This window comes from Sorangium sp. So ce117, assembly GCF_051524395.1.
In the GTDB taxonomy this organism is placed as follows: domain Bacteria; phylum Myxococcota_A; class Polyangia; order Polyangiales; family Polyangiaceae; genus Sorangium; species Sorangium cellulosum_B.
The window spans coordinates 8717098-8733730 of sequence record NZ_CP150309.1; the positions used below are offsets into that span (position 1 = coordinate 8717098).

Here is a 16633-nt window from a genome sequence, read left to right on the forward strand (position 1 = left end):
GCGCAGAACGCGACCAGCGCCCGCGCGCGTCGAGCCGCGCCGGAGGCGTGATGGACGAGAGCAGACGCATCTGGCGCGACCGGGTGGCGCGCTGGCACAAGAGCGGGCAGTCCGCCCGCGTGTTCGCGGAGCTGGAGGGGGTTAACGCAGGCACGCTCGACTCCTGGAGCCGCCGGCTGGGGATGAAGCGGAGCGGGTACCGGCGGCGCTCGGAGAAGGCGACTCTGCCCGCGTTGCTGCCTGTGGTGGTCGCCCCGTCGAGCGCTACAGCGTGCTCGTCGGGCACGGCGCTGGAGATCGTGTTCCCGGACGGGGCGGTCGTGCGCGTGCCACCGACGTTCGATGAGGATACGCTGACGCGTCGTTCGCGCACTCGGAGGTGTGCGATGATCCCGGGACGCGTCGCGATCTACGTCGCCACCGAGCCGCTCGACTTGCGCCGCCCGCCTCGGGATCTCTCCGCTGCCTGCCTCCGCGGCGCGCTTTTTACTGCGTGGTGGAGACGGATGGAGTCCTCCCCAACGAGGAGTTGATAGACGCGCTTGCGACGATTCGCGTGCTCCTTGAGCCGCCGATGACTCCACGGGGCATTGCTGCTCATTCAGCAGGGGAACGTGAGGCATTGCCACAAGGCTGTTCCCGTCTCCGGATTCAGCGCGCAGGTGCAGCGCACGGAGGTGCAGCCGGGCGCCTTGGGGCACTCGAGGCCGACGTGGTCCGGACACGCCGTGCCGTCCAGCATGAGCAGCTCCTCGCTGTCCGTGGGGCACACGAGGGGCTGACACGCGGCCGGCGTCGTGCAGGACCACGCGCCGCCCTGGCAATGACAGACCGGGCCGCAGTCCGAGTACCCGCCGCAGGTCATCCCCTCCGTGTCGCAGCACGCGCCGTCCGGCGGCGGCACCGTAGGCCCGCGGAGCTCGAGCGGCTGGAAGGTCACGGCGTCGAAGCAACCCACGGCGCTGCCACTGCACGTACACGTGGCCTTGGGCGCCTCGCACTGAACCGTCGTCGCGCATAGTTCGCCGGAATCGCTCCATGGCGTACACGCGCCGCCCGCGCTGCCGGAACCACCCGCCGCGCCCGCGCCGCCCGCCGCGCCCGCGCCGTCGGAGCCGCCCGCTGCGCCAGCGCCGCTTGTCGTTTCACTGCTGAGGTTCGAGGATCCGCAGGCCGCTGAAACACTCAACGCAAGGAGAAGGAGCCAGGAGCGCATGCCCCTATCGTAGCAAGCGTAGCGTTCCTCTCCGAATGCAGCGTGCGCTGCTACCCAGACGACCCAGGTCGCCGAACCGCGCTCACCGCTCACCTGGTCGCCGGGTCATCGCGTAGAGCGCCGCTTCGCCGCGCCGTCGGGCGAGAGGGCGCGGCGGAGGTGATCGGTGAAGGCGCGCACCTTCGGCAGGACGTGGCGGGTCGAGAGCGATACGACCGAGATCGCGACCGCATCGCACGCGGTGTCCGGGAGCACTTCGACGAGCTTCCGCGCCTTGCCCGCGCGCGCCAGCATGAAGTCGCAGAGCCACGCGAGGCCGGCGCCCTCGATCGCCAGCTCGATCAGCGCCTCGCCGTCGTCGACGACGATGCGCCGCGTGGGCGCGATCTCGCGCACCTTCACGCCGTCGCGGAGGCGCCACGGGATGAGCCGGCCGTGCAGCGCGTACCCGAGGCGCACGTGGCGCTCGAGGTCATCGACCGTACGAGGCCGGCCGTGCTCGCGCAGGTAGCCGGGGGCGCCGCAGACGAGCATCCGAGAGCGGCCGACCGGGCGTGCGATCAGACCCGAGTCCGACAGCGTGCCCAGCCGTACCGCGACGTCGATCCGCTCCGACGCGAGATCGGCCGGGTCGTCGCGCAGCACGAGCTCGACGTCGACGTCGGGGTAGCGCTCGGCGAAGCGCGCGAGCACCGGCACGATCACGTGACGACCGATCACCGTCGGCGCCTCCACGCGGAGGAGCCCGGCCGGTCGATCGCGCAGACCCGAGGTGGCGCGCTGCGCGTCGTCGAGCTCGCGCAGCGCGGCGCGGGCGCGCTCGAAGAACGCGCGCCCTTCGTCGGATAGCGTCACCGCGCGCGTGGTGCGGTGGAAGAGCCGCACGCCGACCTCGCCCTCGAGCTGCGTGATGCGGCGGCTGACCGCGGACGGCGTGACGCGCAGCCGGCGCGCGGCGAGCGTGAAGCTCCCGAGCTCCGCGGCCTCGACGAACGCTTCGATCGCTGCGAGCCGGTCCATGTCGCACCTCGATTGATGCGTATCATGCACGAAAGTTGTTCGCCTTCGGCGATGGTTTGCGCCGCGCGCACGAGCCACGGTGCTCTGCATGAGCACCGTGAACGTCGACGCCACCTCTCCCGGCCCGCGCGCCCGGGCGGTCACCATCGGAGCGATCACGACGCTCGTCGCGACCGCGATCCACCACGTCTACGGCGGCGTTCGGTACGCGACGCCGTGGCGCCTCCACGGCGCCGCCGTCGCGCTCGCGCTCTGCGTCCCCATCGCGCTGGCGTACGCGGGGTACCGGCGGAGCCCGGGCACGCGCGCCGGCCGCATCTCCGGGGGCTCGCTCGCGGCGCTCGCCCTCGCGTTCCCGGTGACGTCGATCGGGCTCTTCGAGGGCGCATACAACCACCTCGCGAAGAACGTCCTCTTCTTCGCGGGCGCGCCTCGCGACCTGCTCCTCCGGATGTTCCCGCCGCCCACCTACGAGCTCCCCAGCGATGCCTTCTTCGAGCTCACCGGCGTCGGGCAGATCGTCCCCGCGGCGATCACCGCGATCGCGGCCCTCGGCCTGATCGGCGACCTGCGCCGCCGTGTCACGAGGCTCGCGCCCGGGGCCGTGCTCGGTGCGCGCGAGCTCGTGGGCGTCCACGGCGAGCGGATCCGCATCCCCGATCCCACGCGGATCGTGCACCTCCAGCTCCGTCGCTTCGCGGGCTGTCCGGTGTGCAACCTCCACCTCCGCTCGATCACCGTCCGTCACGACGAGATCGCAGCAGCCGGGATCCGCGAGGTGGTCGTGTTCCACTCGAGCGCCGACGAGCTCCGGCTCCACGCCGACGGGCTCCCCTTCGCGGTGGTGCCCGATCCCGAGAAGCGGCTGTACGCGGAGCTCGGCGCCGAGCCGTCGCTCCTCTCGGTGTTCGATCCGCGCGTGTGGCCCACCATCGTCCACTCGGTGGCACGGAGCGCGATCGCGATCCTGCGCGGACGCGAGCGGCCGCCCGCGCTGATCCCGACCGGCGGTCGCTTCGGGCTCCCGGCCGACTTCCTCGTCGCGCCCGACGGCTGCGTGCTCGCGAGCAAGTACGGCGAGCACGCGGGCGATCAGTGGTCGGTCGACGAGGTCCTCGCGCTGACGCGTGCGCCTGCGGTGCCGAGCGTGCGCGCGGCCGCCGAGGTGTGCGCGCGGTGATGGATCACCCGAGGGCTCGGCCAAAGACAACCTCGACGGTCTGCTCGAAATCATAGCCAGGAAGACGAGCCGCTCCCGCCCCTCATCGTCCCAGCCCTCGATCCGTACCGCAGTTTGCAGGTTGAACCCATCGACCTCCGCCACGAGCGGTCCCCACCGCTTCGCCTCGAACCTGGCCTCGCCGGCGCCGTCCCCCCCGGACGTGACGGCGGCTATTCGGCTTCGGCGAAGCGTCTCGTGGGCCTCGCCGCTCGGCCCCCTAGCTGACCACTTGGTTGACGAACACTCAACCTGAGGGGCGTTCCGTTGTCAGCGGACGGCGCAGACTGGCCATCACAACCGAGCTAGCCGTCCATCATCGAGCACCACCCATGGAGATGACGTCGAATACGCCTCGGTCCCGGCAATCGGCAGGCTTGGTGCATCCGCGAGCCGCTCGAGTCCTTCTCGGAGCTTCATGCCACGATCGGTGAGCCGATAGACCAGCGATAGCATCGGGTAGCCATCAGCCGGCTTCGGTCCCGTCGCCCGCTCTACAACCGCACTCGAATCGTGATCTGCCCATTGCTCCAGTCGGCGTGGTAGGAACAGATCGCCCGTGCAGTCGAGGAACTCCCACAACTCGGCGCCTAATTGCGACTTCTGGCCGCACACGGCCAACGGAGTCTGCCACGCCGTCGACAGAAGAGCCAAGATGAGCTCGTCGAATCGACTGAGGCGTATGGCCCCTCTCGTGCTCCTTCTTGGAAAGAAGGAAGAGAGAAGCGCCCACAAGGGAGCGAGCTCTGGGAACCCCTTGACGCCACGTGTGCACCTTTCGATGAAAGGCAATGGATTCGTATCGACGTACCTCTCCCAGAGGCGGACGGCACGATCGTAGCGTTCCCGTGGCCAGGGGCGCGCCTTGTCGAGGCGCTCCAGAAGAACCTCGTCAGGATGATCAGACACCGATGCGGAGCAGTCGAACGGAGGCAGCGGCTCCTCGGGGATCCTTGAGCGGTGCACTGGATCAAAATCGACGACAAAGACATTGTGATGCGCGACACCTAGGTGACGCAACCAGCTACAGGACCTCCAGAGGTTAACTCGCTCGTGGAGACTCGATGACACCCACAGGATAACGGGCAGATCCCAGCGGATATCCGATGAATAGAGCCGATCCCACTGTTCGGACGAAGACCACCATGCCTGACGCGCCCGGGCATGCTCCATGGCATCCATTCGACTCGGTCCGACAATAAGGCAGTCGGATGCACGCACCGCACTGGTCGCACCGAGTCGTGTCAGGCGCTCTGTTGTCGGCGTATCGAAGGCGACATGCGTTGCGCCCCGAATAGACTTCTGGATCGTCGCGTTCATTCAAACCCACACCGACAGCACTCGTCGTACGTGTATCGCTTTTTGAGCTGACAATCGCGCCGACAGATTGCGCAAAGAGATTTGCCGTCATCGATAATGCGGTTGCATGGATAGCCTTTGTCCTGGCAGTCGACGTACATGTCTGTGCATGACCTATCTGGAGTGCAACCAGCCATCTCTTCAGTGGCACCGCTCCCCACGTCGCCACCGTTCCCGAACCAGTCCCCCGTAGCTGCTGACCCCGGTGGGTATGGTTCTCCGGCCCCGGTGCCTTCCGTCCCCCTAAGATAGCACTCGCCCACGTCGTAGTTGCATGCCCACACCGTGAGACCGAGAGGAATAAGAACAGGGATCGCCTTCAATTTCAGCCTGTGGTGCATGCTCCCCCTCCAGATTTTTCCAGATGCGTGTGGGGAGGGGCGGCGTCAACTGTGATTCAGGGCATGGATTGCGCCCTGCGGCTACGGCTTGTCAATCCTCGCCCCGGTCCGGAGCCGAGCTCGAGCTGAGCGCAGCGGGTTGCACATCGTCGCGGCCGAGCTCGGCGCGGACCATCGGAGGTCGAGGCGCACGTCGGCGCGGCCTTGAGCCTTGAGCCTGCTCGGTGCGTTGTGACGCCCGGGGCGGGAGGTCTCGAGCGTGAGCGCGGCGCAGCCTCCACGGCGGGGTGCGGACGTCGAGGCGGACGGACATCGGCGAGCGCGGCGCGATCTCCGTCCACCTGGTCGAGTTCGGGCGCGTCGCCAGCGACGAGCAGCACGAACGCGAGTTCGGTGCAGCCCCCCTGGCGGGGCCCGGCGGTCGAAGCGGACGCCGACGACGGCTGGCGACGAGGAGCGCGGGCGCGAGCGCTGCATGGCCCTTCGCCGCGGCGGTGCGGCAGTCCGGGACGCGTCGACCCCAGAGCATGGGGATCTGCTCGCCGAATTTCTCTTTGACGCACACGTCATGCCCAGAAAGATCGTGCGCGCTCTCATATCGCCTGTCCCGACTCGGCCAGGGCTCCCACCATGTCCATGCGCTTACTCGGCAAGATCGGCTTGCTCTACGTCGGTGCGCTCGTCGTGGTTCCGGCACCGGCCCAGGCATTCGAGTTCAACGGCGGCGTGAGCGTGGGCGGGATCCAGATCGGGACCGAACCCAGGCTTGCCGTGAGCCCCTTCGCCGGATGGCTCTGGCGCAGCGAGGGGGACCTCCGGCTCGAAAGTCCACAACATGCTCAGCATCGTTCCAGGCGCAGGGATCGGGGTCTACGATCGAACGGCGGTCACTCTTGGGTATGCCACGAAGACAACCACCGTCAGCCTCGGTCCGTCCCTTGCGATCTACTCGATGCCGGTGTGTGGTGCCGTGCTCTGTGATCGCGTGGTGGGGGTTGCTCCAGGCGGCCGCGCCCAGTCCGATTGGTACTTCGCCGGGCCCTTAGGCGTGTCCACCAGCGTGGGTGTGGGTCGCCGTGGCCTTGCTTGTGCTCGTCGGCATGGGCGCCGCGCTCGGCTTCCGGCGCCGTCGCTGACGCGGTAGGCCGGGTGCCCCTCGCAAGGGGGCGTCGCTCGCTTGGGGCGGCGCCGGGCGGAGGAGCTGCCGCGGGGTCGAGCTGGACGCCGGCGAGGTCGGGGCCCTCGCCATCCACCTGGTCGAGGTCGGGGCCCTCGCCGGCGAGTTCCGCGAGCGAGATCTCGGCGCCGCGGCCTGGAGTCGTGCTCCTGGAGGTCCGCGCGGCTTGTATCACGCCCGCGGCGCCGTCGTAGAGCTCCAGGCACGCGACCGTCGGCGCCCTCGCACCCCTGCCCTGTTCACGTCGGACGAGAAGTAGCTGCGCAGGCCTCGGATCCCTCCGGGGCACGACCCGTCGAGTTCGTGCGCGACATGCTCGCCGTCGAGGAGGTCGTCGAGGCCGAACTGGACATGGACGCCGTAGCGCTCGCCTCGGCCCCTCCGGCCCCGCCCGCTTCATGCGCTCGCAGCCGACGCAACCGGCGGCGCCCCCCGCCGATCCTCTGCCGAGGACCGCGGACGAGCTCCGCGACCTCATCCCCGAGGGCGAGGGCGCGGCTCAGGGTGCTGCCGAGCGATGCGACGACGGCGGCCCGTGGCGATGGGCTGGTCGGCGCGGCTCGTCGAGGCGCAGGGCTTCAGGGTGGGGCCGCTTGAGCCTGATTTCGAGGACGTGTGATCCGCCATCCGGCATCACACCCCTCGGAATCCCGGCGAACGTGATGAACGCAACGGTTCAAACGCTGCGCTTCTTTCGCCATCGAAACCGGCGACCATCTCCATGACACTGTCGCTGCTCCCACGGCGCGCTCGGCCGAGCAGCTCCAGGGCCGCAACGCCATCGCGTTCGCGGATGCGCCTCGACCCTGCTCCGGGCTGCTACTGTCCTCTCATGCCTTCCGCACGTCGCCCTGCTGCTGAGATCGTCCGCATGGTGCCACCGCGCGACCGCGCGCTGCTGCTTCGGTTCGGCCTCGACCTGAACAATCCAACGGACGCGAAGCTCTTCGTTGAGGGCGTCCGGGCCGCCGAGGACGCCATCGCCGCGCAGCAGCGTTGGGAGCGCGCAGCGCTCAGCCCCTCGAACCGCGCGCGAGCGCGTCCCTAGCAATGGCCAGGCGAAGACAGAGTAGCTGACATTGCTCAAGCGCCGCGCGGAATGCTCCACTGCGCGTCTTGCACAGCAGCCGTATGAGACGCGCAGCGGCGTCGGCCACCGGGGCGTGGCGGTCGATGCCATGATGTCAATCGATGATCGGCGGGCCGGACCGGCGCTCGATCTCGAGGCCTTCCCGACGACGCCGTCCGACGTCTTCTGGTCGTCGACGCCATCCATCGGCAGTGCGGAGAAGGCCGTCCTCGTCAACTTCGCGAACGGCGCATCGCAGGACCACACGGTCCGCCATCGGCGGCTCGTGCGGTGCGTCCGGTCCGATGCATCACCGGAGCTGTTAGCGCGGCTCACGCCAGGCCGGACTTGGCCGCCACTGTCCCCGTAGCAACAGTCCGCGTGCCATCGCTCCAGCGGCTCCTTCGCAAGTCCAGAACCATCGCACGCTCTCCGGCGGCCAGGAGACGCTCGCCGTACCTGACGATCGTCGACGCGCCCTACCCCGGCAGGCTGCTCATGGCCTCGAGATCACGCGGAGCGCTCTCGGGGAGCTGCTCCTCGCCTCACTCGCGCGAAGCGCCGCCACGCTCGACGGCCCCACGACAGGCGCACACGGCTCTCCCGCGGCGTGACGGCGCGAGCCGTGCGCCCGCCCCGCGTCAGCCCCCGCCGCCGCCGACCTCGCGCCAGCGGATCTCCACCCGCTTCGCGCCGAGCTGCGTCGCGAGCGCCGTGATCTGCCGCTCGGCCTGCGCCTTCGCGCGCGCCATCACGTTCCCCTCGAGGGCGGCCTTCTCGATCGCCGCCGTCGCCTCCTTCCGGGCCCGCCCCTCCAGCTGCTCGTTGCGCCGCGCGAGCAGGCTCGTCGACCGCGTGTAGACGTACGTCTCATCCTCATCGAGGCGGGTCGAGAAGACCTCGGGCGCCGGCAGCGTGAGCCGCGCGACCCCGGTCTCCGGATCCATCGCGATGTCGCCCTCGCCGATCCGCGCGAGATCGACGCCGATCGTGACGTGGCCGACCGCGACGAGCAGGAGGGCGTCGGTGGCCTGCACCAGACCGAACAGGCGGTTCTGCCGGTCGGCCAGATCCACGACCTTCTCGACGTGCACCTCCGTGGTCTCGAGCCGCGACAGGTCGCGGATCGCGATGACGAGCGCAGGAGACGGCCGCGCGACCACGACGCTCGAGGGCGCGGGCGCGGGACCGCCGAGGCGCGGCGCCACCACGAGCGCGCCGAACCCGACCGACGCGAAGAGCGCCACGACGAGCAGCGCGATCCGCGCGGCGCGGCCTGCCTGCGCGCGGGGGCGCGGCGCGTGAACTGCGGCCGAAGCGTAGGGGTCCTGGAGCGGGCCTTCCATCGGGGGGTCTACCTTGGAGGACCACGGGCGCGCAGCAGGCGCCCGCGGAGGCTCGGCTGGACACCGACCCGAGGAGCCGCGCGTCCTCCACAGAGAGTACCCAGAACTGGAAGGCCCGAGGGCGAGAAGAATCGATCAGCCCGCTCGCCCGCTCGCCCGCCCACCCGCGTGGCGCGCCAGCGGCTATAACGCCGCGACCCCCCTCACGCCGCGCGCGCCGCAGACCGCGGCGGCGCCACCACCTGCTCCGCCCCTGAAGACGAGAGCGCCTGCTCGAGCATCCAGTCGTCGACGTCGCCCTCGGCCGCATGCTCCAGGGCGAGCCGCACGTCTCGGTTCGCGCAGCCCTCGGCCGCGATCCGCAGCCGCTCCTCGGTCTGGCCGTCGCGCGAGCCCGCGAGCGCGAGCGCGGCCCCGATGCGGAGCTCGGCCGGCGCGCCGCCGTCCTCGAGCACCGTGAACGCCTGCTCCCGCGTGAGCTTCGCCGTCCGGTAGTCGGCGCCGGCCTCGCCCACGAGGCGGCGCAGCGCCGCCCGCCAGGCGGGCGCAGGCAGGCCGCGGCGCCCGAGGAGCGCCATCGCGCGCCCCGCCTCGTGGGCGCCTCGCCCGCTCCGCTCCCGCAGCAGCGCGAGCAGGTGCTCGCGGCGCCGCTCGGCGAGCACCATGCTGAGCCCCGTCTCGCTGGGATCACGCAGCAGCTGCGGCGGCACGAGGGTCAGCGAGAGCTCCTCGCCCCCGGCGAGCGCGAGCTCGACCCCGAGCGCCGTCTCCTCGACCCGCTCGATGCTGGCGAAGGAGATGAAGCGCTCGCCGGCGTCGTCCCGGAGCGAGAGCCCGTCGCTGCCCGCCACCAGCACGCGGCGCGCAGAGCCCTCCCTGAGCAGCGCCGCCAGCACCCACGCCGAGGCGCCCGTGACGACGCCGAGCGAGAGCGCCACGTCGAAATCGAGCACCGACCAGCAGAGCAGCGACATGAGCGCCGCGACCCCGACGAACAGGCGGCGCCGCGGCAGCGACGGCGCGTCGTCGTAGAGCCGCGCGCTCCACGTGCCCCGCGCCCGCCCGGCGGCGATCACGCCGAGCAGCCGCTCCGCGTCGACCGGATCGTCGACGCGCACCCGGATGACATCGCCGTCGTCGGTCTTCAAGGCGACCTCGCCGCCGGAGCTCGAGAGCCGCGCGCGCGTGAGCGAGAGGAGCGGGAACGCGCGCCGATCGCCAGGGCGCTCGATCCACAGCGCGTTGCTCACCCGGACGACCGCCGCGCCGGACGAGCCCACCGCCGCCCAGAGCCAGGCGATCGGCGTGTAGAGCAGGCACGCCAGGCAGAGCAGCGCGAGCAATGACCCGAGCAGCGCGAAAGGCACCATGACGGCCGCCACGATCGGGCCCGCGATCGGCTCCACGAGCGACGCGATGGAGAAGACGACGAGGAGCCACGCCAGCGCCGACGAGAGCAGCCGGCCGATGGATCGAGCGTCGGCGTAGGGCTGGATGAGGACCCCACACCGCTTGAACACGCCGTCACTTCCAGCGGTCCCTGCCACCCCATCACGGTGAAGGCCCCCGCCTGCGACTTCAAGCGCACAGCGCAATTTCAACGCAGGAGGAACCGCTGCGCTGCCGTCCCCGGCGACCGCGCTCAGTACGCGTCCGCCGGCGCGCGCGCGTCCGCGGGGAGCGTGAGCGGGAGCATCTCCACGGCCGCGTCCCCGCCGGCCAGCCACTGATACCGCGCCAGGTTCGAGAGGACGCGGCCCACATAGGTGCGCGTCTCTTCGTAGGGGATCCGCGCCACCCACACGTCGGTGTCCCGGTCGATGCCCCCACCGAGCCAGTGCGACACGGCCTTCGGACCGGCGTTGTACGCCGCCGTCGCGAGCGGCAGGCTGCCCTCGAACGTCCGGAGCAGCTTGCCGATGTAGAAGCCGCCGAGGCGCAGGTTGAGCGGCGCGCTCTTGAGCTGCCCGAGGTCGAAGCCGAGCGACAGCTCGCTCGCAGCCTTCTGGGCCGTCGACGGCATGAGCTGCATCAGCCCGACCGCGCTCGCGGGGCTCACCACGACAGGATCGAACGCGCTCTCCTGGCGCATCAGCGCGTGAACGAGGCCCCTCGGCAGCCCGTGCTGCGCCTCGAGCGCGCGCACCTCGCCAGCGTACGGCTCCGGATACACGCACTCCCACGTCCAGCGATCGGCCTGCGAGGGCGCGCGCTGGAGCGCCGCGGCGGAGACCGCCTGCGTGCCCACGCGGTAGCGGCGCTTCGCGGGCGAGAGCATGCCGTACATCCGGCAGAGCGCCTCGCTCTCCTGCCCCCCATAGGCCGCGGTCGCCTCGCGCTCGTTCTCGGCGAGGTAGCTCTCCGCGTCGCCGTCGAGCCCCATCGACGCGAGCAGCGCCGCGGCGGGCGGCAGCTTGACCTCGACCGCACGGGCGTCCCCGAGAGACGCCGGGATAAGCAGCGGCGGCGTGGGCGCGCCCACCGCCGCGAGGCGCGAGCGCGAGAGCAGCGCGCCCCACGAGAGCGGCTGCTCCCGCATCACCTGCGTCCAGAGCCGCACCGCGCCGTCACGGTCGCCGCCGCGCAGCGCCGCGAGCCCGGCGAGCTCGCGCAGCCGCGCCGCGTCGGCCGGCTTCGCGTCGCGCGCGAGCAGCTCCAGCGGCCGCCGCACGCGCGCGGCGCCGCCCGTGGACAGCGTCGCGAGCGCCCGCTCGTAGACAGCGTCGTCGCGCCGATCGCTCCGCGGATAGGCGTCGATGAACCGGCCGTACTGCGCGACGGCCTCCGCGTAGCGCCCGACCTGCATGAGGAGCCGCGCGGCGAGCAGGCTCGAGAGCTCACCCCAGCGGGTCTTCCGGAACCTGCGCGCGACAGCGAGGTGCCGCTCGATCGCCTCCGCCTCGCGCCGGAGCCGCGAGAGCGAGCGCGCCGCGAGGTGCAGCTGCTCGGCCTGGCGCGCCGACGGCGCGGCGGCGACCTTGAGGAACGCCGCGGCCGCGGCCTCGTAGTCACGAGCCTGGTAGAGCGCCGTGGCCCTGCGGTGGTGGAGCTCCGACGCCGGCACGCCCGACATCTTGTCGAGCTCGGCGATCGCCTCCGCCGCGCTGCCCCCGGCGACCATGGCGTCGACCTTCTGGAGCCGCTCCTCCTGCGAGAGCTGCCCCGGCAAGGCGGCGAGGAGCGCCGCGGCCTCGCGCCCGTCGGGCGACGACGGCGCGCTCTTCACGATCCACCGGAGGTCGGCCTGCGCGAGCGCCGCCGCGGCGGCCTTCTCCCCCGGGCGCTCGGCGGCGTCGCGCACGCCGAGCTGGACGCGCGCCCGCGCCATCCGCGCCGCGGCCTCGTCGCGCGACCTGCGCGCGCGCTGCGCCGCGGCCACGGCCCGATCGGCGAGCGCGCGAGCCTGCTTGAGATCGCCGCCCTTCATGGTGGCCAGCGCGGCGCGCGCGAGGCCGGTCGCGCTGCCCGAGCGCTCGAAGTACGCCGCCGCCTCGAGGAACGGCCCCGCCACGAACGCCGCCTCCGCCCGGTAGCGCGCCACCTCGCGGGAGAGGAGCGGCAGCCCCTGCTCCAGGCCATGCAGCAGCTCCACCGCCTTGCCGTGATCCCCGAGCTCGAACGCGACGCGCGCCCGCGCGTACTTCATCGACGGCAGCGCGCGCTGCTCCATGGGCAGGGCGTCGAACCGCTCCGCCGCCTCGGCCCAGCGCTCGAGCCGCACCGACTCGACCCAGGCGCCGTCCACCATGGGCGGCGCGGGCAGCGCGAGGGCGAGACCCGCGGGCGGCACGAGGGCGAGACCCGCGGGCGGCGCCGCGGACGGCGCGGCGCGCGCGGTGCTCTGCGACGGGGGCGGCCCGGCCGCGTGGTGCTCCGCGCACGCGGCGAGCGAGAGGCCGAGGACCCACGCGACGGCCAGCCGGCTGCGCGCTCCCCTTGAAGACGGCTTCGGTGGCGACGGAGCCCGTTTCATAGCCGATCCGGCGCGTTGGACGACCCGCCGGCAGCGCGCCGTGAGGACGGAGCGCCGCGGAACGACGGCCTCCGCGCGCAGGCCGCTCGAACCGCAGCGCACGCGCTGCCGACCCCTTTAGCTAGCAAGCTTGGCCGCCAGGTCGCAAACAAAGTGTCGGGCCCGACGCGATCCACCGCTTCCCGATCTCCACGTCCTCCTCGAACAGGAAGGCCGCGACCTCGTCGAGCGACCCAGCGCGGTTCGGCGGCGCACCCAGACGGAGCGCGGCGGCCTTGCCGAACGCGGCGACCACCGGGTGCGGCGAGCTCGCGAGCCCCAGGAGCTCGGGTACGAGCTCCACCGCCCCGAACGCGCCCGCGAGGATCGCCGCCAGCGGCCGCGGATCGGCGGGGCAGTCGTAGCTCCACGACAGCGCCGAGCGCAGCGCCGCGATCGTCTCGGGCGCCGCCGCGCGCGCCGCCGCCGTGCGGTAGCCGCCCACCGGCAGCGCGAGCTGCGCGTCGCCGCGGCTCGTCGCGCAGATGCCGTCCGCCGCTTGCAGCAGCGCCGCGGCGATCGGCTCGGTCACGCCGTCGCCGAGCACCGTCAGCCCCTCGATGTCGGCGGCGACGGGCCGCGACGCCTCTTGCGCATACCCGTCGAGGTTGGCGAGGAGCCGCTCCAGGTCCACCGCGCCCGCGGCGCGGCCCGCCAGCACCTCGCGCTCGGTGTGCACCGTCACGAGGCTCGACACGATGGCCGGCGTCCCGCCGCGCATCGTGTGCGACACGTCCACGTTCACCTGCTTGACAGCGGGCCACCGCAGCACCCGCGGCTCCGTGTCCGGGTCGACGACGATCCCCCAGGGCACGACGGCCATCGTCACCTCGCGCGCGCCGCGCTGGATCGGGGGGCGGTGATCGGCGCGGACCAGCGCGAGCAGGCCGAGCGCGCTCCCCATCGCGATGAGCCCCAGCGAGAGCGCGTGGCTCCCGGCGCTCCAGACGGCCGCGGAGGCGCCCGCCAGCCCCGCGGTCCCGGCCGCGGCGAGCGCGCCGGTCGAGCCGGGCTCCGGGTGGAGCCACACGTAGCGGAAATCCGGCGGAGGCAGCTTGCGCAGCACGGTGACGACCCCGGACGACAAATCTAGGCTGCCGCGCCACCACGCGCCACCGGGTGCGCCGGAGCGCCCGCGCGCACCACGCCGATCGCGGCGTTCCACGCGCGCTGCGCGGTGGTAGCTTCGCGGGCGGTGCTGCTCTCCCGCGTCCGCCTCGTCCATCTCGGCCCGTTCGAGGACCTCTCGCTCTCGCTCGAGGACGCCGCCGGCGCGCCGCGCCGGCTCGTGGTCCTCTTCGGCGGCGACGGCGTGGGCAAGACATCGATCCTGTCGGCGATCGCGTCGACCCGGCCCGGGTACGCGGTCGCGCAGCCGAGGCCGCGCGGAGACGACGGCTCGCAGCCGCTCGTCGTCGCCCACTGGATGCTCGGCACGGACGACCCGGCGCGCGCGCACCCGCTGCGGGTCACGAGCCCGAACGCGCGCCTCGACGAGCCCGAGGACGCGGCGATCTTGCGGCGGAGGGAGCAGTCGCTGTTCGAGCGGCGCGCGGCCGAGGGGGGCTTCGTCCTGGTCGCGCTCTCGGGGGCGCGCTGGTTCTCCCGCAGCGCGATCGTGCTGACGACGCCCGAGCGCAGCATCCTCCGCTACGACGTGCGCGCGGCCGCGAGCTTCGACGACGCGACGCGCACCGACCTCACCCGCGAGACGAAGCAGGTGCTCTCGTTCGTCCCGATCGCGGCGGCGCTCGCGCGCGACGGCCGGAAGAGCCGGCCGGAAGCGCTCTCCGACGCGCAGTCGGACGCCCGGCCGGGCGCCCAGGCAGAGCGGCTCGGCGCGCTCGATCGCGCGCTCAAGGAGGTGCTCGAGGCGCTGCTCGACGGCCACGGCGTGACGTACGCCGGCGTCGACCCGCTCCGGCTCGAGCCGATCTTCGAGCGCGCGGACGGCCAGCGCGTCGACTTCGACGATCTCGGGCGGAGCGCGCGGCACACCGTCGCGTTCGGCGCGCTCGCGCTCCGCGCGCTCGCGTCCGCGCTCCCGAGCGGCGATCCGCGCCTCGCCGAGGGCGTCGTGCTGATCGACGACATCGAGGCGCAGCAGCCGGTGCACCGCCAGCGATCGCTCGCCGCGCGCCTGCGCGCCGCGCTGCCCAACGTGCAGTGGATCGTCACGACCTCATCGCCGGCGATCGCGCTCGGCTGCGAGCTCTCCGACGTGATCGCGCTCCGCCGCGAGCCCTCGTCGGGGCGCGTCGAGCTGCACGAGGGCCCGGACGCCGTGCTGCACTGAAACACGCGGCGCGGCGCGGCGCGCGCGTCAGGCGAGCGGCGCCGCGCCTCCCTCCGCTCCCGGCTCGTGCGCCGCGCGCGTCAGGCGAGCGGCACGGCGAGGAGCACGACCTCCTTGCCGCGGACCTCGATCTTGTAGCGCATGGGCTTTCCGTGCTTCCGCCCGAGCTCCTGCTCGCTCGCCTTGAGGCGGGCGACGAACGCGTCGCGGGTGATGTGGTCCACCGGATCGCCGAGCGACTTCTTCGCGGCGATGTACTCGGCGAAGATGCGCGCGTAGTAGGCGTCCTCGGGCTCCTCGAGGAGCGCCTTCGCGTCGGCCGGGATCTCCCCCGCGGACAGCGCGGCCATCCGCTCGTCGACCTCGAGGGCGTCCCGGAAGGACGCCGACGTCGGCGCGCGCGACGGGCGCCCCTCGGCGTCGGTCTCGTCCTCCTGCACCCCGAGCAGCTGGTTCAGGAGCGAGTTCAGGCGGAACACGAGCCCGCCGAGCTCGGCGTGCTCGATCTGGAACCGGAGGTCGGTCCGGCCGTTCATGATCGCGAGCAGGCCGTCCTCGATCTCGGAGACCGGCTGCGAGATGTACGCGTCCAGGAAATACGCGGCGATCACGACGAGCACGAGCCCGAGCGCGGTGACGCCGAGGAGCGGCCAGAGCAGCGCGCTCGCGAGCCCCGGCGTCCGGAGCTGCGCGATGCTGAGCAGCACCGCCCGACGCCCGTCGCCGTAGCCGTCGAGCGCGTGCCCGACGGCGCTGTACTCGCCGGACAGCCCGCCGATGTCGACCGTCTGGCCGGAGCGCAGCGCCTTCAGGGCGCCGTCCTTCGCCGGCGACGCCGTGAGCGCCGCGACCAGCTGCGGGGAAGCGTCGCGCGATTTCGCCACCACGTCGAGGCCGTCGCCCGACTGCATCGCGACGACGAGCACGCGCCCGCTCGTGCGCTCGCTCGCGTTGGTCAGCCGCTCGTCGTTCAGCGCGGTGCCCACCGCGACGGCGCCGATGATCTGCCCGGCGTCGCTGCGGATGGGCGCGTAGGACGCGAGCAGCTGCTCGTTGCGCGCCCGGCTGACCCACACGTCCGAGCCGGTCACCCCCTGCTCGATGGCGAGCTTCAGCGACGGGTAGACGGCGCCGAGGTTGTCTCCGCGCATGAGCGCGGAGGCGTTCCGCCCGAGCACCACGCCCTTGGTGTCCACCAGGACCACGAGGGAGGGCGGGGTCCTGGCCAGCTCGGGCGAGGCGACGACCGCCTCCCGGATGGCGTTGGCGGCGCTGGTGGCCGCCTCGGCGCGGGCCGGGGCGGTGCCGGCGTTGAACGGCTCGCGCAGCTTCGGGTCGCTCGCGTGGGAGTCGAGCCACCGCTCCAGCACGAGGCCGTCCACCTGGAGCTGCGCCATGGCGGCCGCGAGCGCGCGCGGCGCCTCGCCGGGGCGCCCCATCTCCGCGAGGGAGGCGCGCGTGAGGGCGTAGAAAAGCCCTCCGACCATGAGGACAATCACGGCGAAGACTGCGATGATCTTTCCGCGCATCCTGCGTCTCCACTCCTTCTTTCCGGGGCTCAGGGCAAGCTACCATCCG

The 16633-nt window shown here is 72.3% G+C and carries 12 protein-coding genes; 4 read left to right on the forward strand and 8 right to left on the reverse strand.

Features of this window, described 5'->3' with window-relative positions; all coding sequences use genetic code 11:
• Window positions 1–50: 50 nt before the first annotated feature.
• Window positions 51–533, forward strand: coding sequence for an IS66 family insertion sequence element accessory protein TnpA (tnpA, locus tag WMF46_RS32535; protein WP_437987955.1), 483 nt, complete (start codon window positions 51–53; stop codon window positions 531–533).
• Window positions 534–601: 68 nt separating this feature from the next.
• Here the strand turns inward: tnpA and WMF46_RS32540 are convergent, their stop codons facing one another.
• Window positions 602–958 (reverse strand): hypothetical protein, encoded by a 357-nt coding sequence (locus WMF46_RS32540; RefSeq protein ID WP_437980762.1) that lies wholly within the window; start codon window positions 956–958, stop codon window positions 602–604.
• Between the two features lie 363 nt (window positions 959–1321).
• The gene (locus WMF46_RS32545; protein WP_437980763.1) at window positions 1322–2236 is read right to left on the reverse strand and encodes a LysR substrate-binding domain-containing protein; all 915 of its coding nucleotides are present in this window, start codon (window positions 2234–2236) and stop codon (window positions 1322–1324) included.
• A gap of 88 nt (window positions 2237–2324) precedes the next feature.
• On the opposite strand from WMF46_RS32545, the gene WMF46_RS32550 reads away from it, so the two are divergent.
• Window positions 2325–3416, forward strand: a complete 1092-nt coding sequence (locus tag WMF46_RS32550; protein WP_437980764.1) for a peroxiredoxin-like family protein — start codon at window positions 2325–2327, stop codon at window positions 3414–3416.
• Between the two features lie 333 nt (window positions 3417–3749).
• Here WMF46_RS32550 and WMF46_RS32555 read toward each other — a convergent pair whose 3' ends face one another.
• A complete protein-coding gene (locus WMF46_RS32555; protein WP_437980765.1) occupies window positions 3750–4775 on the reverse strand; it encodes a hypothetical protein in 1026 nt (341 codons plus the stop codon).
• Window positions 4776–7411: 2636 nt separating this feature from the next.
• Here WMF46_RS32555 and WMF46_RS32560 point away from each other — a divergent pair.
• Window positions 7412–7771 carry a DUF1566 domain-containing protein gene (locus tag WMF46_RS32560; RefSeq protein WP_437980766.1) on the forward strand — a complete coding sequence of 120 codons (360 nt, stop codon included), beginning with the start codon at window positions 7412–7414 and terminating at the stop codon, window positions 7769–7771.
• A 271-nt stretch (window positions 7772–8042) separates the two neighbouring features.
• Here WMF46_RS32560 and WMF46_RS32565 read toward each other — a convergent pair whose 3' ends face one another.
• From WMF46_RS32565 to WMF46_RS32580, 4 genes are all read right to left on the reverse strand, one after another.
• Window positions 8043–8747, reverse strand: coding sequence for a DUF4230 domain-containing protein (locus tag WMF46_RS32565; RefSeq protein WP_437709429.1), 705 nt, complete (start codon window positions 8745–8747; stop codon window positions 8043–8045).
• Between the two features lie 203 nt (window positions 8748–8950).
• A complete protein-coding gene (locus tag WMF46_RS32570) occupies window positions 8951–10267 on the reverse strand; it encodes a hypothetical protein (protein ID WP_437980767.1) in 1317 nt (438 codons plus the stop codon).
• A 122-nt stretch (window positions 10268–10389) separates the two neighbouring features.
• The gene (locus tag WMF46_RS32575) at window positions 10390–12720 is read right to left on the reverse strand and encodes a transglycosylase SLT domain-containing protein (protein ID WP_437980768.1); all 2331 of its coding nucleotides are present in this window, start codon (window positions 12718–12720) and stop codon (window positions 10390–10392) included.
• Between the two features lie 121 nt (window positions 12721–12841).
• Window positions 12842–13846 (reverse strand): hypothetical protein, encoded by a 1005-nt coding sequence (locus WMF46_RS32580; protein ID WP_437980769.1) that lies wholly within the window; start codon window positions 13844–13846, stop codon window positions 12842–12844.
• 108 nt (window positions 13847–13954) lie between these two features.
• Here WMF46_RS32580 and WMF46_RS32585 point away from each other — a divergent pair, with 108 nt between their 5' ends.
• Entirely contained in the window at window positions 13955–15055 is a 1101-nt protein-coding gene (locus WMF46_RS32585; RefSeq protein ID WP_437980770.1) for a hypothetical protein, read from the forward strand.
• Between the two features lie 80 nt (window positions 15056–15135).
• Here WMF46_RS32585 and WMF46_RS32590 read toward each other — a convergent pair whose 3' ends face one another.
• Window positions 15136–16584, reverse strand: a complete 1449-nt coding sequence (locus WMF46_RS32590; protein WP_437543327.1) for an MXAN_5187 C-terminal domain-containing protein — start codon at window positions 16582–16584, stop codon at window positions 15136–15138.
• Between the last annotated feature and the right edge of the window lie 49 nt (window positions 16585–16633).

Coding starts and splice junctions, on each gene's coding strand:
- tnpA (WP_437987955.1), top strand. CDS start 51: ATGGACGAGAGCAGACGCATCTGGCGCGACCGGGTGGCGCGCTGGCAC.
- WMF46_RS32545 (WP_437980763.1), bottom strand. CDS start 2,236: ATGGACCGGCTCGCAGCGATCGAAGCGTTCGTCGAGGCCGCGGAGCTC.
- WMF46_RS32550 (WP_437980764.1), top strand. CDS start 2,325: ATGAGCACCGTGAACGTCGACGCCACCTCTCCCGGCCCGCGCGCCCGG.
- WMF46_RS32555 (WP_437980765.1), bottom strand. CDS start 4,775: ATGAACGCGACGATCCAGAAGTCTATTCGGGGCGCAACGCATGTCGCC.
- WMF46_RS32565 (WP_437709429.1), bottom strand. CDS start 8,747: ATGGAAGGCCCGCTCCAGGACCCCTACGCTTCGGCCGCAGTTCACGCG.
- WMF46_RS32575 (WP_437980768.1), bottom strand. CDS start 12,720: ATGAAACGGGCTCCGTCGCCACCGAAGCCGTCTTCAAGGGGAGCGCGC.
- WMF46_RS32590 (WP_437543327.1), bottom strand. CDS start 16,584: ATGCGCGGAAAGATCATCGCAGTCTTCGCCGTGATTGTCCTCATGGTC.